We start from the raw sequence: 25860 nt of genomic DNA on the forward strand, positions 1-25860 counted from the left end.
TGATAACGTGGCGATTGAGGGATAAAGCCGGGCGATTCGATAGGTCACTCTCCTCAAACTTGCAAGCTCATTACTGACAATACTGGCTGACTGAGAACATCACCCGATTAAGTGTAGACAGTAATAGTGGCTTTGCCAGAAAGATGCAGGTTTCATGCCAGCCGCTGCGGTTAAGTCAGCCAGCCTTGCCGACGCTGAATAGCGGGTTATTTTCTCTTCATTCCTTTTTTTGCAGCCGATGGATGGGGAATAGCCCTTGTGTACCGCGGCTGAGCCACCGGAGCCGGGCCAACCTTAAGCGTCTTAAGGTATTCCTAATATTGAAAGTGCACTCTCAGCACACAATTGATATTCGGATATTTCTCAACATGGCATTTACACTGAACCGGCCGGTTATCAGCCGCCTCACTTTGCTGATCCTTGCGGCTTGTTATATCTCGGTTTTCCTTAATCTGGCCTATTACCGTCAGGTGCTGGCTCTGATGCCACTGACCAGCCTGCACGCCTCGCTGGTCTTTTTCTCTATGCCGCTGGTGGCGTTTAGCGTGATCAACATTGTGATCACCCTCGCCTCGTTTCTCTGGCTGGACCGACTGCTGATTGCGCTGTTTATCCTGCTCTCCGCCAGCGCACAGTTTTTTATCCAGACCTATAACATCGTGGTCGATCGCTCGATGATCACCAATATGATGGATACCACCGCGTCGGAATCTTTTGCGCTCATCACCCCACAACTGCTGTTTACCCTGCTGACATCGGGCCTGTTGATGGCGCTGCTGGTGTTCTGGCCGCGGCTGAAGAAACAGCACTGGCGTGGCGTGGTGCAGCGACTGCTCAGCATCATGATCTCCGTGGCGGTGATCCTGCTGGTTGCGCTGCTGTTCTATAAAGATTACGCCTCGCTGTTTCGCAATAACCGCGAACTGGTGAAGGCGCTTAGCCCGTCAAACAGCATCGCCGCCAGCCTCTCCTGGTATAAGCATCAGCAACTGGAGAACCTGCCGCTGGTACGTATTGGCGAAGATGCCCATCAACAGCCCGATCGGCTCAGCGGCGGTAAACAGAATCTGACCATTTTGATCGTTGGGGAAACCTCACGGGCGCAGAACTTCTCGCTGGGCGGCTACGCCCGTCAGACCAACCCGCTGCTGGCAAAAGATAATGTGATCTATTTTCCGCACACTACCTCATGCGGCACGGCCACTGCCGTTTCGGTGCCCTGTATGTTCTCTAATATGCCGCGCGCACATTATGATGATGTACTGGCGGCGCATCAGGAAGGGTTACTGGATATCATCCAGCGGGCGGGCATCAGCGTGTTATGGAATGAGAATGATGGCGGCTGTAAAGGCGCCTGCGACCGGGTGCCGCATCAGGATATGACCAGCCTGAATCTGCCTGGCATGTGTATTAACGGTGAATGTTACGACGACGTACTGTTTCATGGCCTGGATGACTACATTAACCAGATTAAGGGCAATGCGGTGATTGTGCTGCACACCATTGGTAGCCACGGCCCGACCTACAGCCACCGCTATCCGCCGGAATTGCGTCAGTTCGTCCCGACCTGTGATACCAATCAGATTCAGGATTGTTCGCAGCAACAGCTGGTCAATACTTATGACAATACGCTGCTGAATGTGGATCACATTGTGGATAAGGCGATTAACCTGCTGCGTGCCCATCAGGATCGCTTTACCACCAGCCTGGTCTATCTTTCCGATCACGGTGAATCGCTGGGCGAAAATGGCGAATACCTGCATGGCCTGCCCTACGCGATTGCCCCGGAGACGCAAAAACATGTGCCGATGTTGATCTGGCTGTCAGAGGATTATCAGCAGCGCTATGCGATTAATCGTGGCTGCCTGACCAGACTGGCGGCGACAGACGATTTTTCACAGGATAATCTGTTCTCAACCATGCTGGGATTAACCGGCACCGCGACCCACGAATATGTACCCGCGGATGACATTTTGACGATGTGTCGGAGCCGACCACAATGAAAATTCTAATCGTAGAAGATGATGCTCTGCTGTTACAGGGATTGATCCTGGCGCTGGAGGGCGAAGGTTACGTCTGTGATGGCGTTACCACGGTGCGGGATGCTGAAGCGCATTTTGCCAGCGGCCTTTACAGTCTGGTGGTGCTGGATCTCGGTTTACCCGATGAAGACGGACTGCATTTTCTGCTGCGTCTGCGTCGGCAGAAGAAGATGACGCCGGTACTGATTCTCACCGCGCGTGACACCATCAGTGAACGTATTGCCGGGCTGGATGCCGGTGCCGATGATTACCTGATTAAGCCGTTCTCGCTGGAGGAGTTGCTGGCACGCATTCGTGCCCTGATCCGCCGCCATGTCAATCAGGGCGACAGTCATCTGATGGTCGGCGCGCTGGCGCTGGATATGACGCATCGCCAGATCTCACTCGCCGGAACGCTGCTGGATCTGACGCCCAAAGAGTATGCCATCCTCTCCCGCCTGATGCTGAAGGCAGGTAACCCGGTGCACCGCGAAATCCTCTATCAGGATATCTATAACTGGGAAACCGAGCCGTCTACCAATACGCTGGAAGTTCACATTCATAATCTGCGTGACAAAATCGGCAAAAGTGCGATCCGCACGGTGCGCGGTTTCGGCTATGCGCTGGTAACGACTGACGTGATGCGCGAGGCACCATGAAATCCCGGATCGATCATCGCAGTATGCGTTTTCGCCTGATCCTGACCATAGGCCTGATTCTGCTGGTGTTCCAGGTGATCAGCGTAGTCTGGCTGTGGCATGAGAGTAAAGAACAGATTCAGTTTCTGGTCGAAGCGCAGTTGCAGAAGCGCAATATGGATCGCCACGTCGAAAGAGAGGTGCATGAAGCGGTTGCCAGCCTGGCGGTGCCGAGTCTGGTGATGATTACGCTGACGCTGCTGCTCTGCTATCAGGCGGTGAAATGGATCACCCGGCCGCTGTATCAACTGCAGCGTGAACTGGAGAACCGCAGCGAAGAGAATCTGGACCCAATCGCCTGCCATAGTTCGGTGCATGAGATCGATGCCGTGACCCAGGCGATCAACCAGCTGGTGGCGCGGCTGAATAACAGCCTGGAGCGCGAGCGGCTGTTTACCGCCGATGTGGCGCACGAGCTGCGCACCCCGCTGGCGGGATTACGACTGCATCTGGAACTGATTGAACGCAACGGCGAGGCCCATGTTCAGCCGTTACTCCAGCGGCTCGATCAGATGACGCACAGCGTGTCGCAGCTGTTGCAGCTGGCGCGTGCCGGGCAGTCTTTTACCTCCGGCACCTATCAGAATGTGGCGCTGATTGAAGATGTGATATTGCCGATGGAGGCGGAGCTAAGCACCATGCTGGATGCGCACCAGCAGACGCTGACGCTCGATCTGCCAGAGGAGCTGTTTGTACGCGGGGACGCGACGTTGCTGAAAATGTTGCTGCGTAATCTGGTCGAGAATGCCCATCGTTACAGCCCCAAAGAGAGTGCGATTACTCTGCGGCTGGCGTCGGGCGCACAGCCGACCCTGACGGTGGAAGACGAAGGTCCGGGTATTGATGAAAGTAAAAGCGGTGAGCTGAGTAAAGCCTTTATCCGGATGGACAGTCGTTACGGCGGGATTGGACTGGGGTTAAGCATCGTCAGCCGCATTGTGCAGCTGCATCGCTTTCAGTTCTTTTTGGAAAACCGCCGCGACCGCAGCGGCTGTCGGGCGGTGATTAAATTCTGATGGCAGACGACTCAGGCGCTGAACCATGCCGCCAGAAACAGGATCACGGTTGCGGCGGCGATCAGCACGGCCGCATATTCACTGACAGGTCGGGCAGGTGCAGCAATTACCGCAGTAGACGCAGATTTCATGGCATTCTCCTCATGTTGTCCCTGGAGTATCCTCGCGCCAGATTAAGGAAACCTTAAGCTCGCCGGACTTAGGTTAAAAATCGCCCTTTCCCCACCACTAATGAGCACAACTCATAAACTCATCTCTGTTCAGGGATCTAATCAGCGCGCGCGATGTGCTCTATTCTCAGGCGATTCCCGCAACACTTCCGAGGAGAGCAACAATGCAAACACGCAGATTAGGTCAGTCCGGTCTGGAGGTCTCCAGCCTGGGGCTCGGCTGCATGGGGCTGAGTCACGGTTATGGTCCGGCAACTGACAAACAGCAGGCCATCTCCCTGATCCGCGCCGCCGTCGATCAGGGCGTCACTTTTTTCGATACCGCTGAAGTTTACGGCCCGTGGCTGAATGAAGAGGTGGTGGGCGAAGCGCTGGCACCGGTTCGCGATCGGGTGGTGATCGCCACTAAGTTTGGCTTCACTTTTGGCGAGGATAACAAACAGCAGATTCTTAACAGCCGGCCAGAACAGATTCGCCGGGCAATTGAAGGTTCGCTGCGTCGGCTGAGAACGGAAGTGATTGACCTCTATTATCAGCATCGGGTCGATCCTGAGGTGCCGATTGAGGATGTCGCCGGAACGATTAAAGATTTAATCGCCGAAGGTAAGGTGAAACATTTTGGCTTATCCGAAGCTGGCGTACAGACCGTGCGCCGTGCCCACGCGGTTCAGCCGGTGACGGCGTTGCAGAGTGAATATTCGATGTGGTGGCGTGAACCGGAGGCGGAGATGCTGCCGACGCTGGAGGCGCTGGGCATCGGTTTTGTGCCGTTCAGTCCACTGGGTAAAGGCTATCTGACCGGCGCCATTCAGCCGGACACGACCTTTGGCAGCGACGATTTCCGCAGCCAGGTGCCGCGCTTTTCGCCTGAAGCGCTGGCCGCTAATCAGGCGCTGATCGATCTGCTCGGCACTCTCGCACAGGATAACGCTGCCACACCGGCACAGATTGCCCTCGCCTGGCTGCTGGCACAAAGACCGTGGATTGTCCCGATCCCTGGCACCACGAAACTGCACCGTCTGAGCGAAAACCTGCAGGCGGCAGCGTTGCAGCTCACGGCAGAAGAGTTACAGCGCATCAATCAGGCACTGGACGCGGTCCAGATACAAGGTGACCGCTACCCTGCCGCCTTGCAGGCGCGGGTTGGCCGTTAAGCCCGAACGCTGACGCGCGCTGAACCGCGCCGCGGCAGCGCTTTTTTCCATTCTGCGGGTTGGCTCCACCGCTGCGTCGGCGTGGTGCTCTACACTTAGTGGCACCATTCCGTTCAGGGAGTTCCGCCATGAGTCAACGCATGCACAAATATGCTTTTCCGGTCAGCAAAGCGCGTAAATATCTTGAGCCGGGTCCGGTCCTGCTGCTCAGCTCGCAGTTTGAGGATCGGCACGACATCATGACCCTCGGCTGGCACACCGTGCTTGAATTTTCCCCGTCACTGGTCGGCTGCATGATTGCCGGCATGAACTACAGTCATGAACTGATCCGTAACAGCGGTCAGTGCGTGCTCAACGTGCCTTCGGCCTCGCTGATTGATCAGGTGGTGGCGATCGGTAACAGCCACGGTGACCAGCTGGATAAGTTCGACGCCTTTGGCCTGACGGCTGAGCCCGCGCAGGTAGTTCGCGCGCCGATGATTGCCGAATGCTTTGCCAGCTTCGAATGCCAGCTGTATGACGATTCGATGGTCGATAACTACAACCTGTTTATTTTTGAGATTGTTAAAGCGCACGTTGCCGAACATCCCGACTATCCCACCACCCTGCACTACACCGGTGAAGGCCGCTTCAGCGTGATGAGCGATAAGCTGCTGGATAAGAGCAAAGATTTTAAACCGGAAATGCTGCTTTAGTTGAAAGCGGGCGCTCTCGTCCCCATTCTCCTCTTTCGACCTGACAGGAGTAATTCATTATGGCAATCGAATATGCAGTGATCGCGGGTGGCTGTTTCTGGTGCACCGAAGCGGTATTTAAGGATGTGATCGGCGTGGAGTCGGTAGAGAGCGGTTACACCGGCGGTGCCCGGCCAAATCCGACCTATGAGCAGGTCTGCAGCGGTGCCACCGGTCACGCTGAAGCGATCCGCATCGGCTTTGATCCGGAAAAAGTCAGCTACGGTGATTTACTGGATATCAGCTTTGTGACCCACGATCCGACCCAGCTTAATCGTCAGGGCAATGATATCGGTACCCAGTATCGCTCAGCGATTTTCCCGGCCAATGCAGAGCAGGAAGCGGAAGCCCGTGCCGCGATTGAACGCGCGCAGGCCGATCACGATGTGCCGGTGGTAACCACCATCGAGCCGCTGAAAGAGTGGTATCCGGCTGAAGCCTATCACCAGGATTACTGGGACGGTGCTGGTCAGCGTAACGGTTACTGCCTGGCGGTGATCCCACCGAAATTGCAGAAACTGCGTAAGAGCTTTGCCAATAAGGTGAAGAGCTAGTTTTTTCAGCTGCGGGGTGGTTTCCACCACCCCGACCCGGTTTTACTGACCGGGCAGCTTCAGCCCCATCGCATTCCCCAGGGTAAAGAACAGATCGGTTTGATCGGTCAGTCCCACCACGTTACCGGCATGTGGCCCATACGCCGCAATACGCAATTGTGAACCGGTATGTTCCTGCGAATCCTCTTCTGAATTGCCATAGCTGATGGTCATCACCGCGCCGTCTTTGGTGTTCAGCGCCTGCGTCAGGCCCGGCGCTTTGGTGCCGTTCTCGACGATCTGACTGCTGTGAGCATGATCGGCCGTCACCACCACCAGGGTATTCCCCTCTTCACGCGCAAATGCCAGCGCCTGCTGGACCGCTTCATCCAGATCCACCGTCTCGCCAATTTGTCCGCACGGATTGGCGGCGTGATCCTGCTTATCTATTGAGGCGCCTTCCACCTGCAGGAAGAAACCATCGGGATTGTGACGCAGCAGGTCGATCGCTTTGGCGGTCATCTGTGCCAGCGTAGGCGTCGACAGCGGGCGATCTTTATTCACTTCACAGGTTACCACCGGCTTATCGATATTGCCGTGATAGCTGGCTTTGGGTCCCTGCCAGCGCACCGGCATGTTGCCAGGCGAGAACAGGCCCAGCAGCGGTTTCTTCTGGTCGGCCTGGGTTACGGCATTGAGTCCCTGCCAGTCACTGACCAGCTGATAGCCCAGCGCCTGCGCCTGCTCGTTCAGGGTTTTACCCTGATACTCGCCCGCTTTCGCCACCTCAGCAAAGGACTTCGCGCCACCGCCCAGGGTCACGTCCGGGCGGGTTTTCAGTAATTGCTCGCTGATCGACCCTTTACCACCCTGCTCTAAAGCGTTGGTTGGACAGAGTTCGCTGGTCTTTTCTGGTCCGTAGCATTTACGTGAGGTGACGTGTGAGAACAGCACGGCGGGCGTCGCATCCTGTAATTCAGCTGTCGAAACGTCACCGGTGGCTTTGCCCGCCGCTTTCGCCAGTTCCAGCAACGTCATTTGATCCTGACCATTTACGTCAACGCTGATCGCACCGTTATAGCTTTTGGTGCCGGTCGCCCAGGCGGTGGCTGACGCGGCAGAGTCAGTGACGTAATTGGGCTTATGGGTTTTCTTGTCTAACGAATAGTGGGTGTACTGGCCGGTCAGCGGCAGCGCATCGATGCCTTTAAAGAAGCCGCCCGCCCCTTCTGCCAGGTTACGCGCCGCAGTAATTTCAGAGTCGCCCATCCCGTCGCCAATCAGCAGGATGACGTTTTTTGCGGTGCTATTGCGTAACGAGGCTTTTAACGCCTCAGTCTGATCACCGGTCAACCGACGCGCCCCGCCGTGCTGGCTGATATCTCCCTGCGCCGCGCGGGAAGCAAGGTCGGTATCTGCCAGGGTCGGCGTGGCGATCACGGAGGCGAGCAGAGAAAGGGTAAACAGAGGAAGCTTTTTCATTAATCGATCCTTGTAAGCAAAAAATACCAATGATTTCAGTCGGTAATTTTGCGACGATCGGGTGATCTTTTTGTGTCATCCGGGTTTCAGTTTGATGACAAAACCGGCGTAGCGAACAAGGCTAAATCGATTCGTTCAGAGGTTAAGCGAATAGAACAAAAGAGAAAAATAGTACTTGACCCTTTTCAGCCGACTCCCTATAGTAGCGCCCCGTTGACCCGGCGCGGTCAATGGAAAAAATGTGGTGAGGTGTCCGAGTGGCTGAAGGAGCACGCCTGGAAAGTGTGTATACGGCAACGTATCGGGGGTTCGAATCCCCCTCTCACCGCCACATTCAAAGAAGAGCCTGAACGAAAGTTCAGGCTTTTTTTTATGCGCCATTCACTGAACGGGTGAGAAGCCCCGCCGGGGTTCGACAACGGGCGCAGCCCGTTGAACAGCGGAGCCTGCGACGCTGCCCGCAGGGCGAGCGCTACAAGGTGCGAAGCTATCCTGCCCTGGCGATCCGTTATCAGCACTCTCCAGTTCCGCAGCCCCCTTATATAAGCCAATCCTTTGTTCATTATTGTTATTTGAGACTGTTAATTAAACTTCCATTATCGTTAATTCGAATGACTTTTATTTAACTCTGTTTTAAGGTAAATGACCTGGCGCAAAAAGTGTTTACTGAAGCCTGCTAATATACGCGGCTAATTATTTAAAAGTCCCAGATAAAAACATGAAAAAAGATGAATTAAAAAAACACCTGCATGAATGCTTACGCCGCGAAGTTATGATAAGTGATAAACCCTTTAGCTGGGTACGTACGTTCCACAAGGCGTTTAAGTGTCCGGACAGGCGGTTTAACTTCTGGTGGCGAATTGTTTCCTTTTTATACAATTCCGACAGCAGGTTATTAAAAAAGATGGCGCATAGAATTAATAGAAAATTAATTCAGAAATACAACACTGAGATTCAGCCAGGTACCCAAATAGGACCAGGTTTAAAAGTCAGTCACTTTTTATCGGTAGTGATCAATGGATGCACCGTTATCGGCTGCAATTTTAAGATCCGCCAAAACTCAACCATCGGCATCTCCGGTCGCTCAGATAACAGCATGGCAGTCCGCATTATCATTGGCGACAACGTTGAAGTCGGGGCCGGAAGTTGCATCATCGGCGACTCACTGATCATAGGAAACAACGTGACTATCGGAGCCATGTCATTTATCAATCAGAACATCCCCGACAATAGTGTTGTTTACACAGAAAAAATGCAGGTTATCAGGCCTGAATGATTTTCTGACGCTTCTTTAACCTTGCCGAAATGTCTGTTGAGTTTAATGATTACAGGTAAACCGCCCTAATCGTTATCCTGCAAAGAGTGACGGCAGCGACTAAAGCTGAATAGATCAGCGTTGCCAGAGCAAGCCTGTAAGTCGCTGCCGTAAAGTGGTTAGCTGCTCTTAATCCATATTACCTGTTTAAATTAATGTTCAGGCTGTGCCGTATTTAACAAGGTAACGTCATATGACCTGACCGGTAATATTACGTCGACACCTGATGCTCACTGCGGCGCGTTATCATTACCAATAAAGACAAAAAGAAAACCCGGCCGAAGCCGGGTTTGGGCGCTACACTTCTACTCAATCAAACGCTAGCAATACGCGTGCAGGGTGCGCTGACACAGCGCAGAACGCACACAATCCTCTTTGCCAAAACGTACGATGCCAACCATCTCGTCCTCTTCGAAACGCGCCAGCGCGTCTGCGAGACCAGAAGGCACCCCAGCGGGCAAGTCGCACTGGGTAATATCACCATTGACAATGACCGTGACGTTTTCGCCCAGTCGGGTCAGGAACATTTTCATCTGGGCGGCGGTGACGTTCTGCGCCTCATCCAGGATAACAACCGCATTTTCAAAGGTCCGGCCGCGCATATAGGCGAACGGAGCGATCTCGACCTTGGCAATTTCCGGGCGCAGACAATATTGCATAAAGGATGCGCCGAGCCGTTTAACCAGAATGTCGTACACCGGTCGGAAATAGGGCGCGAATTTCTCAGAGATATCGCCGGGAAGGAATCCCAGATCCTCATCGGCCTGTAATACCGGGCGCGTAACGATAATCCTGTCAATATCCTTATGAATCAGGGCCTCTGCCGCTTTCGCAGCGCTGATCCAGGTTTTGCCGCAACCGGCTTCACCGGTGGCAAAGATCAGCTGTTTCGTTTCTATGGCGTTGAGATAGTGCGCCTGAGCTTCATTACGGGCTTCAATCGGTCCCCGGTCACGCACATCGCGCGCCATACCAATCGAGTCCAGCCCACCCATTTGCACCAGCGAAGTGACCGATTCTTCTTCACGCTGACGATGACTCCGGGAGTCATTGCGAAGCACTCGTCTTGCTTCCCGACGCGCTTTGATCACTGCTTTCTGTCTTCCCATAGTGGCACCTTACAGTTGGTTTCATTTCCCGCGTCAGGCGAATTGCCCGTTGCGATTACGTGAACGCTTTAGAGGTTTCAGTTGGCTTCCTTTAGAGCCGTGACAGGCCATGAAATCAGGCATGCAGCAGCACCACAGCGTTGCTGTACACCGGTAAAAAAAGGATGCGAAATGACAAGAGAGAACGTTGAAGAGAGGAGGATATGACGAGGCAGAATAGCCCTCGCGGTTAAGCGTAATCTATTTACTGATACAGACTTTCCATAAAAGAATCGACCCATGCGCGAACTCCAGTGTGATACATCAACACGTCTGATTACGCTTACTGATTAAAGTGCACCATTTTATTGGCGCTTTGCAACAGTAATTTTACTTCATGGCAAAGTAATTGCGAATTGCGCAGGATAACTTTAGCCTCAACAAATAAAAATATCCATAAAAATCAGATAGTTGCTTTATTCTGTCACACTAAAGCTCGCGTTAAAATTTCAGTAAAAGCTGAGCCAGGAACCGCCCCGGCTCGCTGTTACGCCAAAAAAAAGCGCTGTCCGGGGCCAGACAGCGCGATGTGGATGAAATTTAATCAGGCTTCCAGCAGCGGCTGGGCTAAATAATGATTCACATCGGTAACGCCGGGCAGAACAAAAAAATAGCCGCCGCCAAACGGCCGGATATATTCTTCCAGCGCTTCGCCATTCAGACGCTTCTGGACCGTAATAAAACCCTTTTCCAGATCGTGCTGATAACAGACGAACAACAGCCCCATCTCCAGCTGACCGGAAGCGGAGATGCCGGCAGAATAGCTGTAGCCGCGACGCAGCATCAGGCTGCTGGCGGTTTCCGGCGTACGCGGATTTGCCAGCCGGATGTGCGCATCCAGCGCAATCACCTCGCCTTCCGGATCGCGCTGATAATCGGGGATATCGCGTTCATGCTGCATACCCAGCGGCGCCCCGCTCAGCTTATCGCGGCCAAAAATGGTCTGTTGCTCGCCCAGCGGCGTACGGTCCCACATCTCAACGTGAAAACGGATCAGGCGCACCGCCTGATAGCTGCCGTTACGCGCCCAGGCGGGTTCATCCTGATCGTCCGTCACCCACAACAGCTGATTCATCAGCGCCCGATTGTGAGTATCCGGATTGGCCGTCCCGTCTTTGAAGCCCAGCAGGTTGATGGGCGTCTCCTGCCCCTGGCTGCGCGCCGCGTGATCGGAGATAAAGCCTTCACGCCGCCAGCGTACGCCAAGCAGGTCAGGCGTATGCTTGATGATATCCCGCAGGGCATGAATCACCGTATCCTGAGTGTTGGCACAGAGCTGCAACAGCAGATCGCCATGACACTGACTGGCATCCAGCGAATCATTGGGAAAGCGAGTCATCGGCTGCAATTTTTTCGGCTTGTGCGGCGCCAGACCAAAGCGTTCATCAAACAGCGAATTGCCGACCGACACGGTAATCGTCAGGTTATCCGGCGCGATGGTCGCGCCCAGAATACCGGAATCCATCGGTGGCAGGCGGGGATTGGTCACCGCAGGTGCTGGACCGCCCGCCGTGAGAAAAGCGATGCGCTGCGTCAACAGGCGAAACAGCCGTTCCAGCTCCGCTTTATCGCTGCTCAGCAGATCGAACGCCACCAGCATCATTGATGCCTGCTGTGGCGTCACGATGCCTGCCTGATGCGGACCGTAAAACGGCTGCGTCTGCTGCCGTGCCTGCGGCGTTACCGTACCCGGTGAGAAGCTGTCGGCGGCGGCGTGAAACGGGCAACCGCCACCCAGTGCGGCCGCCCCGCCCAGCAGGCCCAGCCCTTTTAGTAAACGACGACGCGCGGGCTGCGCGTCATCTTCCTGACGACTCATGATTAATCCAGACCCAGGGTGCCACGCAGTAATGAAAGATCTTCCGCCAGCGCGGTAATCGGCCCTTTCAGCGCATTACGATCGGCGCTGGTCAGTTTCTCATAGGATTCGAAACCGGTTTTGGTGCGATATTTACTCAGAATCGCATCCACTTTTTTGAAGTTGCCGTCGATTTTCGCCAGTAACTGCGGGTTAGCCTGGCTGACCATCGGCCGCAGCAGCTCAACAATTTTCTGCGCACCGTCAACGTTGGCCTGGAAGTCCCACAGGTCAGTGCGGCTGTAGCGATCTTCTTCACCGGAAATTTTGCTGGAGGCGACCTCTTCAATCAGCCCAGCCGCGCCGCCAACCACTTTGGCTGGCGGGAAGGCCAGTTCGCTGATGCGGGTCTGCAAATCTTTAACGTCTTTATTCAGCTGATCCGCGTAGCCGGCCATCCCTTCGGTGCTGCGATCGGCGAACAGCGCTTTTTCCAGCCGGTGAAAGCCGGTAAATTTAGGATCTTCCGCTTTCTTCTCATAATCATCTTCACGGGCGTCAATGCTGCCGTCGAGATCGGAGAACAGCTCAGCAATTGGCTCAATGCGCTCATAATACTGACGCGTCGGAGCAAACAGCGCTTTGGCTTTTTCGACATCGCCAGCTTTGACCGCATCGGTAAAGGCCTGGGTATGGCTCACCAGCTGGCTCACCTGCTCAGTGACGTAGGCTTTGTAGGCGCTGATTGGGCCGACCAGTTGCATCCGCTCAGAGGGCGCACTTTTTGCCGCACCCTCACCTTCCACTACCAGCTTACCTTTCGGGTTGCTCAACAGGCCGCAGGTCATCTCATATTCGCCCGCCTGCAGGTTGGCAGTCAGTTTCTGGCTGAAACCTGGCGCGATATTTTCGCGCTCTTCAACCACCATTACTCCTTTCAGGATCTCCCACTCCAGCGCTTTCTGGCTGTTGTTTTTAATCAGGAACTGGGTTTTACCGGCCTTGACGGTTAAGGTCATTGGCTCACACTGCTTGTCATTAACCGTTACGGTCACCTGTGGCACCGCCGCTGCCGCGGAGGCAGAGATCGCCAGCAGAGGAAGCAGCAGTGCCTTGCGGCGAAAACGCATTGTCATATCTCTTTCCCTATCACGTTAATGAGCGCGGCTGGCGCGCCCGATAAATGGCTTAGCGCACCGTCGCCGACGCAGCAGGCCGCGCGGGCATAAAAAACAGAATCAGGGCCGGGATCAGATAGAGGCACCACACCGCCACCTCGCTGACGCTGGGAGCTTCCTGATAGCCCAGCACGCCTTCCAGCAGCGTGCCGAACAGCGAGTGGGTCGATAAGGTGTTGCTGAGATCGAACGCCACATCCTGAAAGCGATTCCACAAACCGGCTTCGTGAAAAGCGCGAATCGCCCCGGCGGCCAGTCCCGCTGCAACAAACAGGATGAAGATGCTGGTCCAGCGGAAGAAATGGGCCATGTTGAGGCGAATCCCGCCCCAGTAAAGCAGCATTCCCAGCACCACAGCGGTCGCCAGCCCGAGCACCGCGCCAATCGGCGGCGCGTAGCCGACATCCTGAGTAAAAGCCGCCAGCAGAAAGAACACTGACTCCAGCCCTTCACGCGCGACCGCCAGGAAGACCATCAGCACCAGCGCCAGGCCGCCGCGTCCCGAGCGCTGTAGCGCCTGGTCCACCGCCTGCTCCAGTTCGACCTTAATGTTGCGCGCCACTTTGCGCATCCAGAACACCATCGAGGTCAGGATCACCACCGCCACCAGCGCCACCAGCCCTTCAAACAGCTCCTGCTGTTTCTGCGGAAATTCGCCGGTTGTCGCGTTGATGAACAGGCCCAGCCCCAGGCAGAGCGCTGCGGCGATAAACACCCCGGCCCACATGGCGGGGAACCACTGAGTGCGCTGGGTGCGCTTCAGATAGCTGGCGATCAGGCTGACAATCAGTGCGGCTTCTAACCCTTCGCGCAGCATGATGAGAAACGGAACAAACATCGCCAACCTCTTGAATGTTAAGCAGCGTCAATGAAAGTAAAATCAGGTAAAGTGTAAACGATACCGATTATCATTATCGCCACGAAAAAAACAAGTTGCCGAATGAGATAATTTCGCATTTGAGTGGTTTATCTTTGTAACAAAAAAAAGCCCGCCGGGATCACCGGGCGGGCTTTTTCAGACCGTGCGGAGTTTATTTCGTCTGGAACTCCGCTTCTGCCGCGTCAAAGCGCTGTTGCGCTTCGGCTGAAGGTTCACGACCCAGCAGGCTGAACACGACAATGGCGATGCTGGCGAACAGGAAGCCTGGGATGATTTCATACAGTCCCAGCCAGCCATACTGTTTCCACACCAGCACAGTTAATGCGCCGACGATCATGCCAGCCAGTGCACCGTTGCGGTTCATCCGCTTCCAGCAGACACCAAACAGCACCACTGGCCCAAAGGCTGCACCGAAACCTGCCCAGGCGTAGCTGACCAGACCCAGCACCCGGTTTTCCGGATTCGACGCCAGCGCGATCGCAATCAGCGCCACCAGCAGCACCATCAGACGTCCGACCCACACCAGTTCCTTCTGGCTGGCGTTCTTACGCAGAAAACCTTTATAGAGATCTTCAGTCAGGGCGCTGGAGCAGACCAGCAGCTGACAGCTCAGGGTCGACATCACCGCGGCCAGAATGGCTGACAGCAGAATACCGGCCACCCACGGGTTGAACAGGATACGTGCCAGCTCAATAAAGACCCGCTCGGCGTTATCGTTGACGCCGGAAGCCAGCGTCGGGTTGTTCTGGAAGTAAGCGATACCGAAGAAGCCTACGCCAACCGCACCGATCAGACAGAGGATCATCCAGGCCATGCCGATACGGCGCGCGGTACGGATTGAACGGTGCGAATCTGCCGCCATAAAGCGCGCCAGAATGTGCGGCTGACCAAAGTAACCCAGCCCCCAGCCAAGCAGCGAAATCACCGCCACAACGTTAAGCCCTTTCAGCATGTCGAGGTTTTCGAGGCTTTTCGCTTCGATCACCGCCAGCGAGTCAGACCAGCCGCCCACCGCGATAATCACAAACACCGGCGTCAGGATCAGCGCGAAAATCATCAGGCTGGCCTGCACCGTGTCCGTCCAGCTCACCGCGAGGAAACCGCCGACCAGCGTATAGAGAATGGTGGCGGCAGCACCGGCCCACAGCGCCGTCTGATAACTCATGCCGAAGGTGCTTTCAAACAGACGCGCGCCCGCCACCACGCCCGAGGCGCAATAGATAGTGAAGAACACCAGAATGACGATTGCCGAGATGACGCGCAGGATTTTGCTGTGATCTTCAAAACGGCTGGTAAAGAAGTCCGGTAGCGTCAGAGCGTTGTTGTGATGCTCGGTCTGCACCCGCAGACGACCGGCAACGATTTTCCAGTTCAGCCAGGCGCCAATGGTCAGGCCAATTGCAATCCAGCTTTCCGAAATGCCGGAGATGAAAATGGCTCCTGGTAATCCCATCAGTAGCCAGCCGCTCATGTCTGATGCGCCAGCCGAGAGTGCCGTCACCACGCTGCCGAGACTGCGACCGCCAAGGATGTAGTCATCGAAATTTTTGGTTGAGCGGTACGCCACAAAACCGATTAGCACCATCCCAAGAATATAAACCACAAAGGTCACCAGCATCGGTGTACTTAGACTCATCTGTCTCTCCACTTATTATTTGATATCCCAGAGAAATCGCCAGCTGCCTGCTTGCCGGAACGGGGCAAAACGGACCGATTATCCTCGTCAGGGCGTTCGCCGTTTCCCTGCGGCGCGGTATCCTGCCGGAAAGGCGTTCCGCGCACAATGGATTTAACACAGGCGTTACAGCGATTTCACTAACCGATTGCGAAAATGTGCTCAGAGGTTGCACTCGCTCACAGATCTCAAGTTGCACCCTGGCACAACCTCACAGAAACCGCGGTTTACCGGGCCTGCCAGATTGGCGAGGATCTTGCAGCAATATCCGTGCCGGTCTGCAAAAGTTAACAATCGGCGGCATTAAAAGGGTGTTAACTGGCTCACATTTAACACGGTTGCACAAAGTTGCAACTTAAGTGATAGTGCAGCCACGCCGTATCGAACCACTATAAGGAGCACTGGATTCATGGGTACAACCACCATGGGTGTAAAACTGGATGACGCGACTCGCGAGCGCATCAAACTGGCTGCCCAGCGTATTGATCGCACGCCACACTGGCTGATTAAGCAGGCGATCTTCAACTACCTCGGCCAGCTTGAGTCGGGCGATTCACTGCCTGAAATCCCGTTATCCGGACAGGCAACCGTGGAGGCGGATGAGGTGCTGACCGAGGAAGCGCATCAGCCGTTCCTGGACTTCGCAGAGCAGATTCTGCCGCAGTCGGTGACCCGTTCCAGCGTGACCGCCGCCTGGCGTCGCCCGGAGACCGATGCGGTGCCGATGCTGCTGGAGCAGGCGCGCCTGCCCGCGGCGCTGGCCGAAAAAACGCATCAGCTGGCTTATCAGTTAGCCGATAAGCTGCGGCACCAGAAAGGGGCAACCGGACGCGCTGGCATGGTGCAAAGCCTGCTGCAGGAGTTCTCTTTATCCTCGCAGGAAGGCGTCGCGCTGATGTGCCTCGCCGAAGCGCTATTACGCATTCCGGACAAGCCCACCCGAGATGCGCTGATCCGCGATAAGATCAGCAACGGCAACTGGCAGTCGCATCTTGGACGCAGCCCGTCACTGTTCGTAAATGCCGCCACCTGGGGACTGCTGTTTACCGGTCGCCTGGTCTCTACGCATAATGAAGCCAACCTGTCGCGCTCGCTAAACCGCATTATTGGCAAGAGTGGCGAACCGCTGATCCGCAAAGGCGTCGATATGGCGATGCGTCTGATGGGTGAGCAGTTCGTCACGGGCGAAACCATTGCTGAAGCGCTGGCTAACGCCCGTAAGCTGGAAGAGAAAGGTTTCCGTTACTCCTATGACATGCTGGGTGAAGCGGCGCTAACCGCCAGCGATGCTAAAGCCTATCTGATCTCCTATCAGCAGGCGATTCACGCCATCGGTAAAGCGTCGAATGGTCGTGGCATTTATGAAGGCCCGGGCATCTCGATTAAGCTGTCGGCGCTGCATCCGCGCTATAGCCGCGCCCAGTATGAGCGGGTGATGGAGGAGCTCTACCCTATTCTGAAATCGCTGACGCTGCTGGCTCGTTCCTATGACATCGGCATCAACATCGATGCGGAAGAGGCTGACCGGCTGGAGCTGTCACTCGACCTGCTGGAAAAACTCTGTTTCGAGCCGGAACTGGAAGGCTGGAACGGCATCGGTTTTGTCATCCAGGCCTATATGAAGCGCTGTCCGTTTGTGATTGATGAGCTGATCGATCTGGCGCAGCGCAGCCGTCGCCGCCTGATGATCCGTCTGGTCAAAGGGGCCTACTGGGACAGCGAAATCAAACGCGCCCAGATGGAAGGGCTGGAGGGCTATCCGGTGTATACCCGTAAGGTCTATACCGATATCTCTTATCTGGCCTGCGCCCGTAAACTGCTGGCGGTGCCTAACCTGATCTACCCACAGTTTGCCACCCACAACGCCCATACGCTGGCGGCGATTTATCAGCTGGCCGGTAACAACTACTATCCTGGTCAGTATGAGTTCCAGTGCCTGCACGGCATGGGCGAACCGCTGTATGAGCAGGTGGTGGGTAAAGTGGCGGACGGCAAACTGAATCGTCCCTGCCGCATTTATGCCCCGGTCGGCACGCACGAAACGCTGCTGGCTTACCTGGTGCGTCGCCTGCTGGAAAACGGTGCCAACACCTCCTTCGTTAACCGTATTGCGGATACCTCGCTGCCGATTGATGAGCTGGTTGCCGATCCGGTCAGCGCGGTGGAGAAGCTCGGGGCCAGCGAAGGCGCCATTGGCCTGCCGCATCCGAAGATCCCCCTGCCGCGCGATTTGTACGGTGCTGAACGCGTCAATTCAGCCGGTCTGGATATGGCCAATGAACATCGTCTGGCCTCACTCTCCAGCGCACTGCTGAGCAGTGCCGCGCAGCCGTGGCTGGCGCAGCCGATGATTGAAGGTGAGCCGGGCGACGGGGAAACCCGCACTATCATTAACCCGGCGGCGCCAAACGATGTTGTCGGCCAGGTGCGTGAAGCGACAGAGCAGGAAGTCTCGCAGGCGCTGGACGCTGCGGTCAACAGCGGACCGATCTGGTTCGCCACGCCGCCGCAGGAGCGTGCCGCGATCCTGGAACGCGCCGCGCAAATCATGGAAGGCCAGCTGCAGCAGCTGATTGGCATTCTGGTGCGTGAAGCGGGCAAAACTTACAACAACGCCATTGCCGAAGTCCGTGAAGCGGTCGACTTCCTCTATTACTACGCCGGTATGGTGCGGGAAGATTTCGATAACGAAACCCACCGTCCACTGGGTCCGGTGGTCTGTATCAGCCCGTGGAACTTCCCGCTGGCGATCTTTACCGGACAGATTGCCGCAGCGCTGGCAGCGGGAAACAGCGTGCTGGCCAAACCGGCGGAGCAGACACCGCTGATTGCGGCGCAGGCGGTACAGATTCTGCTGGATGCGGGCGTGCCGGCGGGCGTGCTGCAACTGCTGCCTGGCCTGGGTGAGACGGTCGGCGCGCAACTGACCGGTGACGATCGGGTTCGCGGCGTGATGTTCACCGGTTCAACCGCGGTCGCCACGCTGCTGCAACGTAATCTGGCGGGTCGTCTCGACCCACAAGGTCGTCCGACGCCGCTGATTGCCGAAACCGGCGGGATGAATGCGATGATCGTCGACTCCTCCGCGCTGACTGAGCAGGTGGTGATTGATATCGTCGCTTCGGCCTTCGATAGCGCCGGTCAGCGCTGCTCGGCCCTGCGTCTGCTCTGCATCCAGGAAGATGTGGCTGACCATACCCTGAAGATGCTGCGCGGCGCGATGGCGGAATGCCGGATGGGCAATCCGGAGCGTCTGTCGACCGATATTGGTCCGGTGATTGATGCCGAAGCCAAAACCAATATCGAGCGTCACATTCAGGCGATGCGCAATAAAGGCTTCACGGTCTATCAGGCGGTGCAGGAGAACCCGCAGGATAGCAAAGAGTGGAGCAGCGGCACCTTTATCAGGCCGACCCTGATTGAGCTGGATAAGGTGACCGATCTGGATAAAGAGGTGTTTGGTCCGGTGCTGCATGTGGTGCGCTTCACCCGTAATGCACTGCCGCAGATTGTGGATCAGATCAACGCCTCGGGTTACGGCCTGACGCTGGGCGTGCATACCCGCATCGACGAGACCATTGCCCAGGTGACGGCGAACGCCCGGGTCGGCAATCTCTACGTTAACCGCAACATGGTCGGTGCCGTAGTGGGCGTGCAGCCGTTTGGCGGCGAGGGCTTATCCGGCACCGGCCCGAAAGCGGGCGGTCCGCTCTACCTCTATCGTCTGCTGGCGCATCGTCCGGATGGCGCGCTGCGGCTGACTTTCGATCGTCAGGATGCTATATGCCCTGCCGACACGACGCTGCGTCAGGCGCTGCTGGCACCGCATCAGGCGCTGGCAGGCTGGGCGAAAGAGAAGCCTGAGCTGGCGGCGTTGTGTCAGCACTATGCCGATCTGGCGCAGGCAGGCGTAGTGCGGTTGCTGCCAGGCCCGACGGGCGAGCGCAATACCTTCTCGCTGCTGCCTCGTGATCAGGTGCTCTGTCTGGCCGACAATGAGCAGGATGCTTTAGTGCAGCTGGCGGCGGTGACCAGCGTCGGCAGCAAGGCGCTGTGGCAGGATGATGAGTTGCATCGTCGCCTGCTGGCAAGCCTGCCAGACGCAGTGAAAGCCCGTATCACCCTGGCGCGCGATCCGTTAAGCGCTGAGTTTGATGCGGTGATCTATCACGGTGATGCCGATCAGCTGCGGACCCTGTGCGAGCAGATTGCGGCGCGTGAAGGCGCGATTGTGTCGGTGCAGGGCTTCGCCCGCGGTGAGACTAATCTGCTGCTGGAGCGGTTGCTGATTGAGCGTTCGCTCAGTGTGAATACCGCCGCGGCTGGCGGCAATGCCAGTCTGATGACCATAGGGTAAGGGGCGCCCGCTGGGGCTGATGGGGTTCGCTGCGCGAACGGGCTGAAAGCGGGTTTCGAGCCGCCGATCGGCTGGGTTAGGGTTCGCTGCGCGAACGGGCTGGGAGAGGTTTCGTTCGCCGGATGGCTGGTGGGGTTCGCTGCGCGAACGGGCTCTGAGAAGGTTTCGTTCGCCGGCTGGCTGGTGGGGGTTCGCTGCGCGAACGGGCTGGGAGCGGGTTTCGTTCGCCGGCTGGCTGTGGCAGTTTCAGCTTCGCCGCTGCCGGCGACCGACAAGGGGGCGCCAGTCGCCGCGCCCCCTTGACCCCGGGCTCCGGCCTGCTTCACCGCCGCTTCGCGGTCCCTTCGCTTCTTCCGGATTTCTTACGGACCGGCCGGGACGCGCCATCCCTGGCGCGGCCCCGCCTCTTCGCGACATCCCTGTCGCTCGTCCTGAAATCCCTCATCCGCTCAGCGCTTCAGACGGCCTCCCCACCCCTCGCTGTTATTTCTGTGTTTCTTTTCAGATTCTTCGTTGCTGTAGGGACTAGCTTCCGCTGCTGTCAGTTTTTTAGTTTGCCAGCGACCACACCGGGCAGAGCCGGATAACCATTCAGGAATTACGTACCGGAGTTTGCCAGACGCATCCGTATTCGTGAGCTGCCAGACAATGCCGGGCTACATAACATTTAAGAATTTACAGGCGGGGGTTGCCAAAGGCGTCCGCAGCGCTGAGGAGTAAGCGGAGGCCAGGAAGAGCCGACAGGACGTCGGCGAAAGGACGGCCTCGCCAGGGACGGCGAGTCCGGACGGTCCGTCGGCCGCAGGGAATGACGAAGGCACCGCGCGCAGCGTGGCGCGAAGGCAGCCGGACGCCGGGATTGTTAAGGGGCGGGCGTCCGCCCCTTGACGCGTCCGCCCGCTCGGGCAATCTGAAACTCCCCAGCGCCTGGCGGGCGAAACCTTACTCAGTGCCAGCCCGCTGCCATGCGAAACCCGCTCAGTGCCAGCCCGCCGCTAGCGTAACCTGACCCCAGCCCGCCGCCAGGCGCAATCACCCAGTCATCAGCCAGCTCCGGACCGCATGAAAAATGTAAGAAATCACAGTCGGGGGTTTGTCAGAGGCGTCCGAAGCGCTGAGGAGTGAGCGGAGGCCAGGAAGAGCCGACAGGACGTCGGCGAAAGGACGGCCTCGCCAGGGACGGCGAGTCCGGACGGTCCGTCGGCCGCAGTGAGTGACGAAGGTACCGCGCGCAGCGTGGCGCTAAGGCAGCCGGACGCCGGGATTGTTAAGGGGCGGGCGTCCGCCCCTTAACGCGTCCGCCCGCTCCGGCAATCTGAAACTCCCCAGCGCCTGGCGGGCGAAACCTTACTCAGTGCCAGCCCGCTGCCATGCGAAACCCGCTCAGTGCCAGCCCGCCGCTAGCGTAACCTGACCCCAGCCCGCCGCCAGGCGTAATCACCCCGTCATCAGCCAGCTCCGGACCGCATGAAAAATGTAAGAAATCACAGACGGGGGGTTGTCAGAGGCGTCCGCAGCGCTGAGGAATGAGCGAAGGCCAGGAAGAGCCGACAGGACGTCGGCGAAAGGACGGCCTCGCCAGGGACGGCGAGTCCGGACGGTCCGTCGGCCGCAGTGAATGACGAAGGCACCGCGCGCAGCGTGGCGCTAAGGCAGCCGGACGCCGGGATTGTTAAGGGGCGGGCGGCCGCCCCTTGACGCGTCCGCCCGCTCAGGCAACCTGAAACTCCCCAGCGCCTGGCGGGCGAAACCTTACTCAATGCCAGCCCGCTGCCGTGCGAAACCCGCTCAGTGCCAGCCCGCAGCTATGCGTAACCTGACCCCAGCTCCAGCCCGCCGCCAGGCGAAACCGGCCCCAGCCCGCTGCTAAGCGTAACTTACCCACTGCTCGCGCCGCCAGGCGCCCTTTTCATCAGTGTTGGAAACACAAACAGTGACTGCCCCAGTCCACGGTTGGTCAGCGACCAGATCGCCACCGAACAGAGCGAACAGAGGCCCACAATCGCCAGCGGATAGAAACAGGCCCAGAGGAATGAAAACCACGCCTGCTCAAACAGATGGTGGCGCTGTGCAAACAGGATCGCTGACATACCGAAAAACTCGATAAAAATACGGTGTATGACATAAATCTGCAGCGTATTCCGGCCAATCCAGTTTATATAACGCATGCTGAAATGCAGATTCAGCCAGCGGCAGGCGGCAATACTGAACAGCACCGCCAGGATGCACATGAACAGACTCTTATCCAGACCGAATATCGCGTGAATACCCGCCAGCGCGGCCAGGATGGCCCAGGGTGTGTAGTTTTCACGACGCCACTCGCTCAGGCGCAGCATCGTCTGGCTCCAGAACGCGCCCAGCAGGAAGAAAAGGAAATATTGCGCCAGACTCTGTGGGCCCCAGTAGGGAATAATCTTTTCAACTGCCAGATAGTTCAGCAGAATTGCCGCTGCCATCAGCACCAGTTTATATTGACGAAAAAGTTTGGCGCAGAGGAAATAGAGTCCAAGCCCATATAAGTACCATGACGTACTCATGGCCATAAATGTCAGCTTCAGAAACTCAATCAGCGATCCGGCGTAGGCCGCATTCAGATTCTGTGAAATGCGCTGGCCGGTAATTTCAGTGGAGATACCTAAAATCGACCACCACTGAATGAAGCCCCATAAAATATAGAGATAAAAAAGATTGGTGATGCGGCTGGTAAATACCTGTTTCCAGGGCCGGTTAATTATACCGTTAGTCGCCAGCAGGCCCGAAACAAAAAAGAAAGCGGGCATCCGTAGCGGCGACAGGACCGTATTAAACTGCACCCATATTTCGGCGGGGATCCATCCGGCAGAGAGATATTTAACTGTTCCTTCAAATCCAGGTAACACCGTGTGGTACAGGACCACCAGTAATATACAGGCCCCTTTCAGGGTGTTTATCCAGGCTATATGTTCGGTTCTGGTGTCGTTCATTCAATGACTCCGGCTGTGTAGGTCAGAACGCTGAAAAGTAAAAGCGAGGAAATCAGTCGTGCTTTTATGGTTATCCAGCGATTATTCGTCATTGAATCGGTGGTGAATGTAGCGAAAGTCTTAAAAAATCCCGCATGGTCCTGTTGCTACAGTTATTTACGCAGTGGAACCTTTCCTTACACTTATCGTTAAAGCACACGCTGACGCGATTAATTACGCCAGAACAGAGATAAAGGATAATATTTTCTGATAATCCCGAAAAAATAAATAAGAGGAAGTGGCAATAATAAAAACCACTCTATATCCGATGAAAGGAAAAGATTTGTCAGATGTGCCAAAAGGTTTAACGATGGCTTATTGAACTGTGATAATGCTCAATATCCGCGGCAATAACCGCTACGCTATTCAGCCAAAATCGTGATTTTTAAACAGATTAACGCAGCCCTCCCTGGGGAAGGCTGCGGCATTACTGACTGAGAAATTTATCGAGGAACTGACGGGTTCGCGGCTGCTGTGGATTGCTGAACAGCGCTTTTGCTTCGCCCTGCTCGACGATACGCCCCTGATCCATAAAGATGGCGCGGTCAGCCACGTCACGGGCAAAGCTCATCTCATGCGTCACGATTACCAGCGTGCGTTTCTCCTCGGCCAGCGCACGGATGGTGTTGAGCACCTCACCGACCAGCTCCGGATCCAGCGCCGAGGTCGGCTCATCAAACAGAATCACCTCAGGTCGCATCGCCAGCGCACGGGCAATGGCCACGCGCTGCTGCTGACCACCAGAAAGACGGCGCGGATAACTCTCCTCTTTGCCGTGCAGTCCGACTTTTTCCAGCAGTTCACGGGCGCGTGCCACCGCTTCCGATCTGGCTTCGCGTTTAACGATGACCGGGCCTTCAATAATGTTCTCCATCACCGAACGGTGCGGGAACAGATTAAAGTTCTGGAAGACAAAGCCCACCTGCTGACGCAGACGACGCACCTGCTCTTTTTGCTTACTCTGCGCCAGTGCCGCATCAACGGTGATATCGCCCACTTTGATGGTACCGCTGTCCGGCACTTCCAGCAGGTTAATGCTGCGCAGCAGCGTGGTTTTACCCGAGCCGCTGGGACCGATGATCGCCACCACTTCGCCTGCCGCGACATCGAGATCGATGCCGTGCAGCACCGTCTGGCCATTGAAGGATTTCACCAGCTTTCTGACTTCGATGGCACTCATTTCGACTCCTGATCCTGACGATTAACGTGCTGCTCCAGCCGGTTCTGCAGGGCGGACAGCACCGTCGCCATCACCCAGTAAATCAGCGAGGCAGCCAGATACATGGTAAAGACTTCCAGCGTACGCGAGGTAATCAGCTGCGCCTGACGGAACAGCTCAGGCACCTGAATGGTCGCCGCCAGTGAGGTATCTTTAACCAGGCTGATAAAGCTGTTACCCAGCGGCGGCAACGCGGTGCGGGCTGCCTGCGGCAGAATCACCCGGCGCAGGGTTTGCCAGCGCGTCATACCAATACTCGCTGCCGCTTCCCACTGACCACGCTCAATCGCGGAAATCGCGCCACGCAGTGACTCTGAGGCATAGGCCGCCGTATTCAGCGACAGGCCAATCATCGCCGACGGAATCGGGTCCAGTTCAATGCCAAACTGCGGTAAGCCGTAGTAGATCATAAACAGCTGAGCGATCAGCGGCGTACCGCGGAAGATAGAGACGTAGATGCGCGACAGCCAGCTGATCGGCCAGAAGCGTGACAGACGCATCAGCGCCAGAATGAATCCCAGCACCAGGCCGAAGAACATCCCGCCGATGCTGAGTTGCAGCGTAAACAGCGCGCCCTTTAATAAAAAAGGTGCTGAATCCAGCACCAGTTGAAGACTTTCCTGCATTATTTCGTCACGTCCGCGCCAAACCATTTCTGAGACAGCTTGCTCAGCGAGCCATCTTTCTGCATTTCAGCGATAGCCTGGTCGATCGCTTTCAGCAGGTCGTCGTTGCCTTTACGAACCGCAACGCCCGATTCCTGACGAGAGAACGCATCACCCGCAACGGCCATGGTATCGCCGGTTTTCTTCACCAGATCCAGCGCGGCCAGGCGGTCAACCAGAATGGCGTTCAGGCGGCCTGAGCGCAGATCCTGATATTTCGTCGGGTCATCATCATAGGTACGCACATCCACGCCTTTCACGTTTTCACGCAGCCACTGCTCGTAGTTGGTGCCCAGACCGACGCCCACCTTTTTACCGGCCAGGTCAGCAGGTTTGGTGATGGTGCCCGCGTTGGCTTTCATGGTCAGCGCCTGAATGCCGGAGATGGTGTATGGCGTAGAGAAGTCATACTTCTTCTTGCGCTCATCAGAGATGGTGACCTGGTTGATCACCACATCAATGCGCTTCGCATCCAGCGAGGCCAGCATACCGTCCCATTTGGTCGGTTTCAGACTGGCCTTAACGCCCATATGCTGCGCCAGTTGTTGCGCGAACTCCGCTTCAAAACCGGTCAGCTTGCCCTTTTCATCCTGGAAGCTGAACGGCGGATAAGTGCCTTCCAGACCCACCAGCAGCGTGCCGCGCTCTTTAATTTTATTCAGCAGGTTTTCCGCTGCGAAAGTTTTAACGTTGACGCCCGCGACCAGCGCCACGGCCATGACGCCCATCACCAACTGGCGACGTACAAGAGAAAAGGTCATATTCACCCCATTATTGATTGTGTTGTGTGTAGTTTATAACGGCAACGCTGCGAT

The 25860-nt window shown here is 56.4% G+C and carries 18 protein-coding genes and 1 tRNA gene; 9 read left to right on the forward strand and 10 right to left on the reverse strand.

Features of this window, described 5'->3' with window-relative positions:
* The first annotated feature begins 368 nt into the window (after positions 1-368).
* From eptA to msrA, 6 genes are all read left to right on the forward strand, one after another.
* Positions 369-2003, forward strand: a complete 1635-nt coding sequence (eptA, locus tag ACX3P5_RS10495) for a phosphoethanolamine transferase EptA (protein ID WP_233987857.1) — start codon at positions 369-371, stop codon at positions 2001-2003.
* Positions 2000-2680: a two-component system response regulator PmrA gene (pmrA, locus tag ACX3P5_RS10500; protein ID WP_233987856.1), complete on the forward strand. Its 681-nt coding sequence runs from the start codon at positions 2000-2002 to the stop codon at positions 2678-2680. Before eptA ends, pmrA begins: the two co-directional genes overlap by 4 nt.
* Entirely contained in the window at positions 2677-3735 is a 1059-nt protein-coding gene (gene pmrB / locus ACX3P5_RS10505) for a two-component system sensor histidine kinase PmrB (RefSeq protein WP_233987855.1), read from the forward strand. Before pmrA ends, pmrB begins: the two co-directional genes overlap by 4 nt.
* A 334-nt stretch (positions 3736-4069) precedes the next feature.
* Positions 4070-5059: an aldo/keto reductase gene (locus ACX3P5_RS10510; protein WP_233987854.1), complete on the forward strand. Its 990-nt coding sequence runs from the start codon at positions 4070-4072 to the stop codon at positions 5057-5059.
* A 128-nt stretch (positions 5060-5187) separates the two neighbouring features.
* Positions 5188-5754 (forward strand): flavin reductase family protein, encoded by a 567-nt coding sequence (locus tag ACX3P5_RS10515; protein ID WP_458968664.1) that lies wholly within the window; start codon positions 5188-5190, stop codon positions 5752-5754.
* Positions 5755-5813: 59 nt separating this feature from the next.
* The gene (gene msrA / locus ACX3P5_RS10520) at positions 5814-6347 is read left to right on the forward strand and encodes a peptide-methionine (S)-S-oxide reductase MsrA (protein ID WP_031376424.1); all 534 of its coding nucleotides are present in this window, start codon (positions 5814-5816) and stop codon (positions 6345-6347) included.
* Between the two features lie 42 nt (positions 6348-6389).
* Here the strand turns inward: msrA and phoA are convergent, their stop codons facing one another.
* The gene (gene phoA / locus ACX3P5_RS10525) at positions 6390-7808 is read right to left on the reverse strand and encodes an alkaline phosphatase (protein ID WP_262287631.1); all 1419 of its coding nucleotides are present in this window, start codon (positions 7806-7808) and stop codon (positions 6390-6392) included.
* A 243-nt stretch (positions 7809-8051) separates the two neighbouring features.
* Here phoA and ACX3P5_RS10530 point away from each other — a divergent pair.
* Together ACX3P5_RS10530 and ACX3P5_RS10535 are read left to right on the forward strand one after the other, a co-directional pair.
* Positions 8052-8139: transfer RNA gene (locus tag ACX3P5_RS10530), tRNA-Ser, on the forward strand.
* Between the two features lie 387 nt (positions 8140-8526).
* A complete protein-coding gene (locus tag ACX3P5_RS10535) occupies positions 8527-9084 on the forward strand; it encodes a serine acetyltransferase (protein ID WP_233987851.1) in 558 nt (185 codons plus the stop codon).
* A 359-nt stretch (positions 9085-9443) separates the two neighbouring features.
* Here ACX3P5_RS10535 and phoH read toward each other — a convergent pair whose 3' ends face one another.
* The 5 genes from phoH to putP all read right to left on the reverse strand — a co-directional run bounded on the left by phoH (position 9444) and on the right by putP (position 15763).
* Positions 9444-10232: a phosphate starvation-inducible protein PhoH gene (gene phoH / locus ACX3P5_RS10540; RefSeq protein WP_458968665.1), complete on the reverse strand. Its 789-nt coding sequence runs from the start codon at positions 10230-10232 to the stop codon at positions 9444-9446.
* Between the two features lie 583 nt (positions 10233-10815).
* The gene (efeB, locus tag ACX3P5_RS10545; RefSeq protein ID WP_458968666.1) at positions 10816-12090 is read right to left on the reverse strand and encodes an iron uptake transporter deferrochelatase/peroxidase subunit; all 1275 of its coding nucleotides are present in this window, start codon (positions 12088-12090) and stop codon (positions 10816-10818) included.
* A gap of 2 nt (positions 12091-12092) precedes the next feature.
* Positions 12093-13205: an iron uptake system protein EfeO gene (gene efeO / locus ACX3P5_RS10550; RefSeq protein ID WP_233987849.1), complete on the reverse strand. Its 1113-nt coding sequence runs from the start codon at positions 13203-13205 to the stop codon at positions 12093-12095.
* A 52-nt stretch (positions 13206-13257) separates the two neighbouring features.
* Entirely contained in the window at positions 13258-14085 is an 828-nt protein-coding gene (gene efeU / locus ACX3P5_RS10555; protein ID WP_233987848.1) for an iron uptake transporter permease EfeU, read from the reverse strand.
* A 193-nt stretch (positions 14086-14278) separates the two neighbouring features.
* On the reverse strand, positions 14279-15763 hold the full coding sequence (putP, locus tag ACX3P5_RS10560; protein ID WP_233987847.1) for a sodium/proline symporter PutP: 1485 nt from the start codon (positions 15761-15763) through the stop codon (positions 14279-14281).
* Positions 15764-16211: 448 nt separating this feature from the next.
* Here putP and putA point away from each other — a divergent pair, with 448 nt between their 5' ends.
* Positions 16212-20159 carry a trifunctional transcriptional regulator/proline dehydrogenase/L-glutamate gamma-semialdehyde dehydrogenase gene (putA, locus tag ACX3P5_RS10565; RefSeq protein ID WP_458968667.1) on the forward strand — a complete coding sequence of 1316 codons (3948 nt, stop codon included), beginning with the start codon at positions 16212-16214 and terminating at the stop codon, positions 20157-20159.
* A gap of 1877 nt (positions 20160-22036) precedes the next feature.
* Here putA and ACX3P5_RS10570 read toward each other — a convergent pair.
* The 4 genes from ACX3P5_RS10570 to tcyJ form a co-directional block, all read right to left on the reverse strand.
* Positions 22037-23122, reverse strand: a complete 1086-nt coding sequence (locus ACX3P5_RS10570) for an acyltransferase family protein (protein ID WP_458968668.1) — start codon at positions 23120-23122, stop codon at positions 22037-22039.
* A 466-nt stretch (positions 23123-23588) separates the two neighbouring features.
* Positions 23589-24341 carry an L-cystine ABC transporter ATP-binding protein TcyN gene (gene tcyN, locus ACX3P5_RS10575; protein ID WP_233987844.1) on the reverse strand — a complete coding sequence of 251 codons (753 nt, stop codon included), beginning with the start codon at positions 24339-24341 and terminating at the stop codon, positions 23589-23591.
* Positions 24338-25006: a cystine ABC transporter permease gene (tcyL, locus tag ACX3P5_RS10580; protein ID WP_094121744.1), complete on the reverse strand. Its 669-nt coding sequence runs from the start codon at positions 25004-25006 to the stop codon at positions 24338-24340. Before tcyL ends, tcyN begins: the two co-directional genes overlap by 4 nt.
* Entirely contained in the window at positions 25006-25806 is an 801-nt protein-coding gene (tcyJ, locus tag ACX3P5_RS10585; RefSeq protein ID WP_233987843.1) for a cystine ABC transporter substrate-binding protein, read from the reverse strand. Before tcyJ ends, tcyL begins: the two co-directional genes overlap by 1 nt.
* Positions 25807-25860: the final 54 nt, after the last annotated feature.

This window comes from Pantoea sp. S-LA4 (assembly GCF_054482835.1).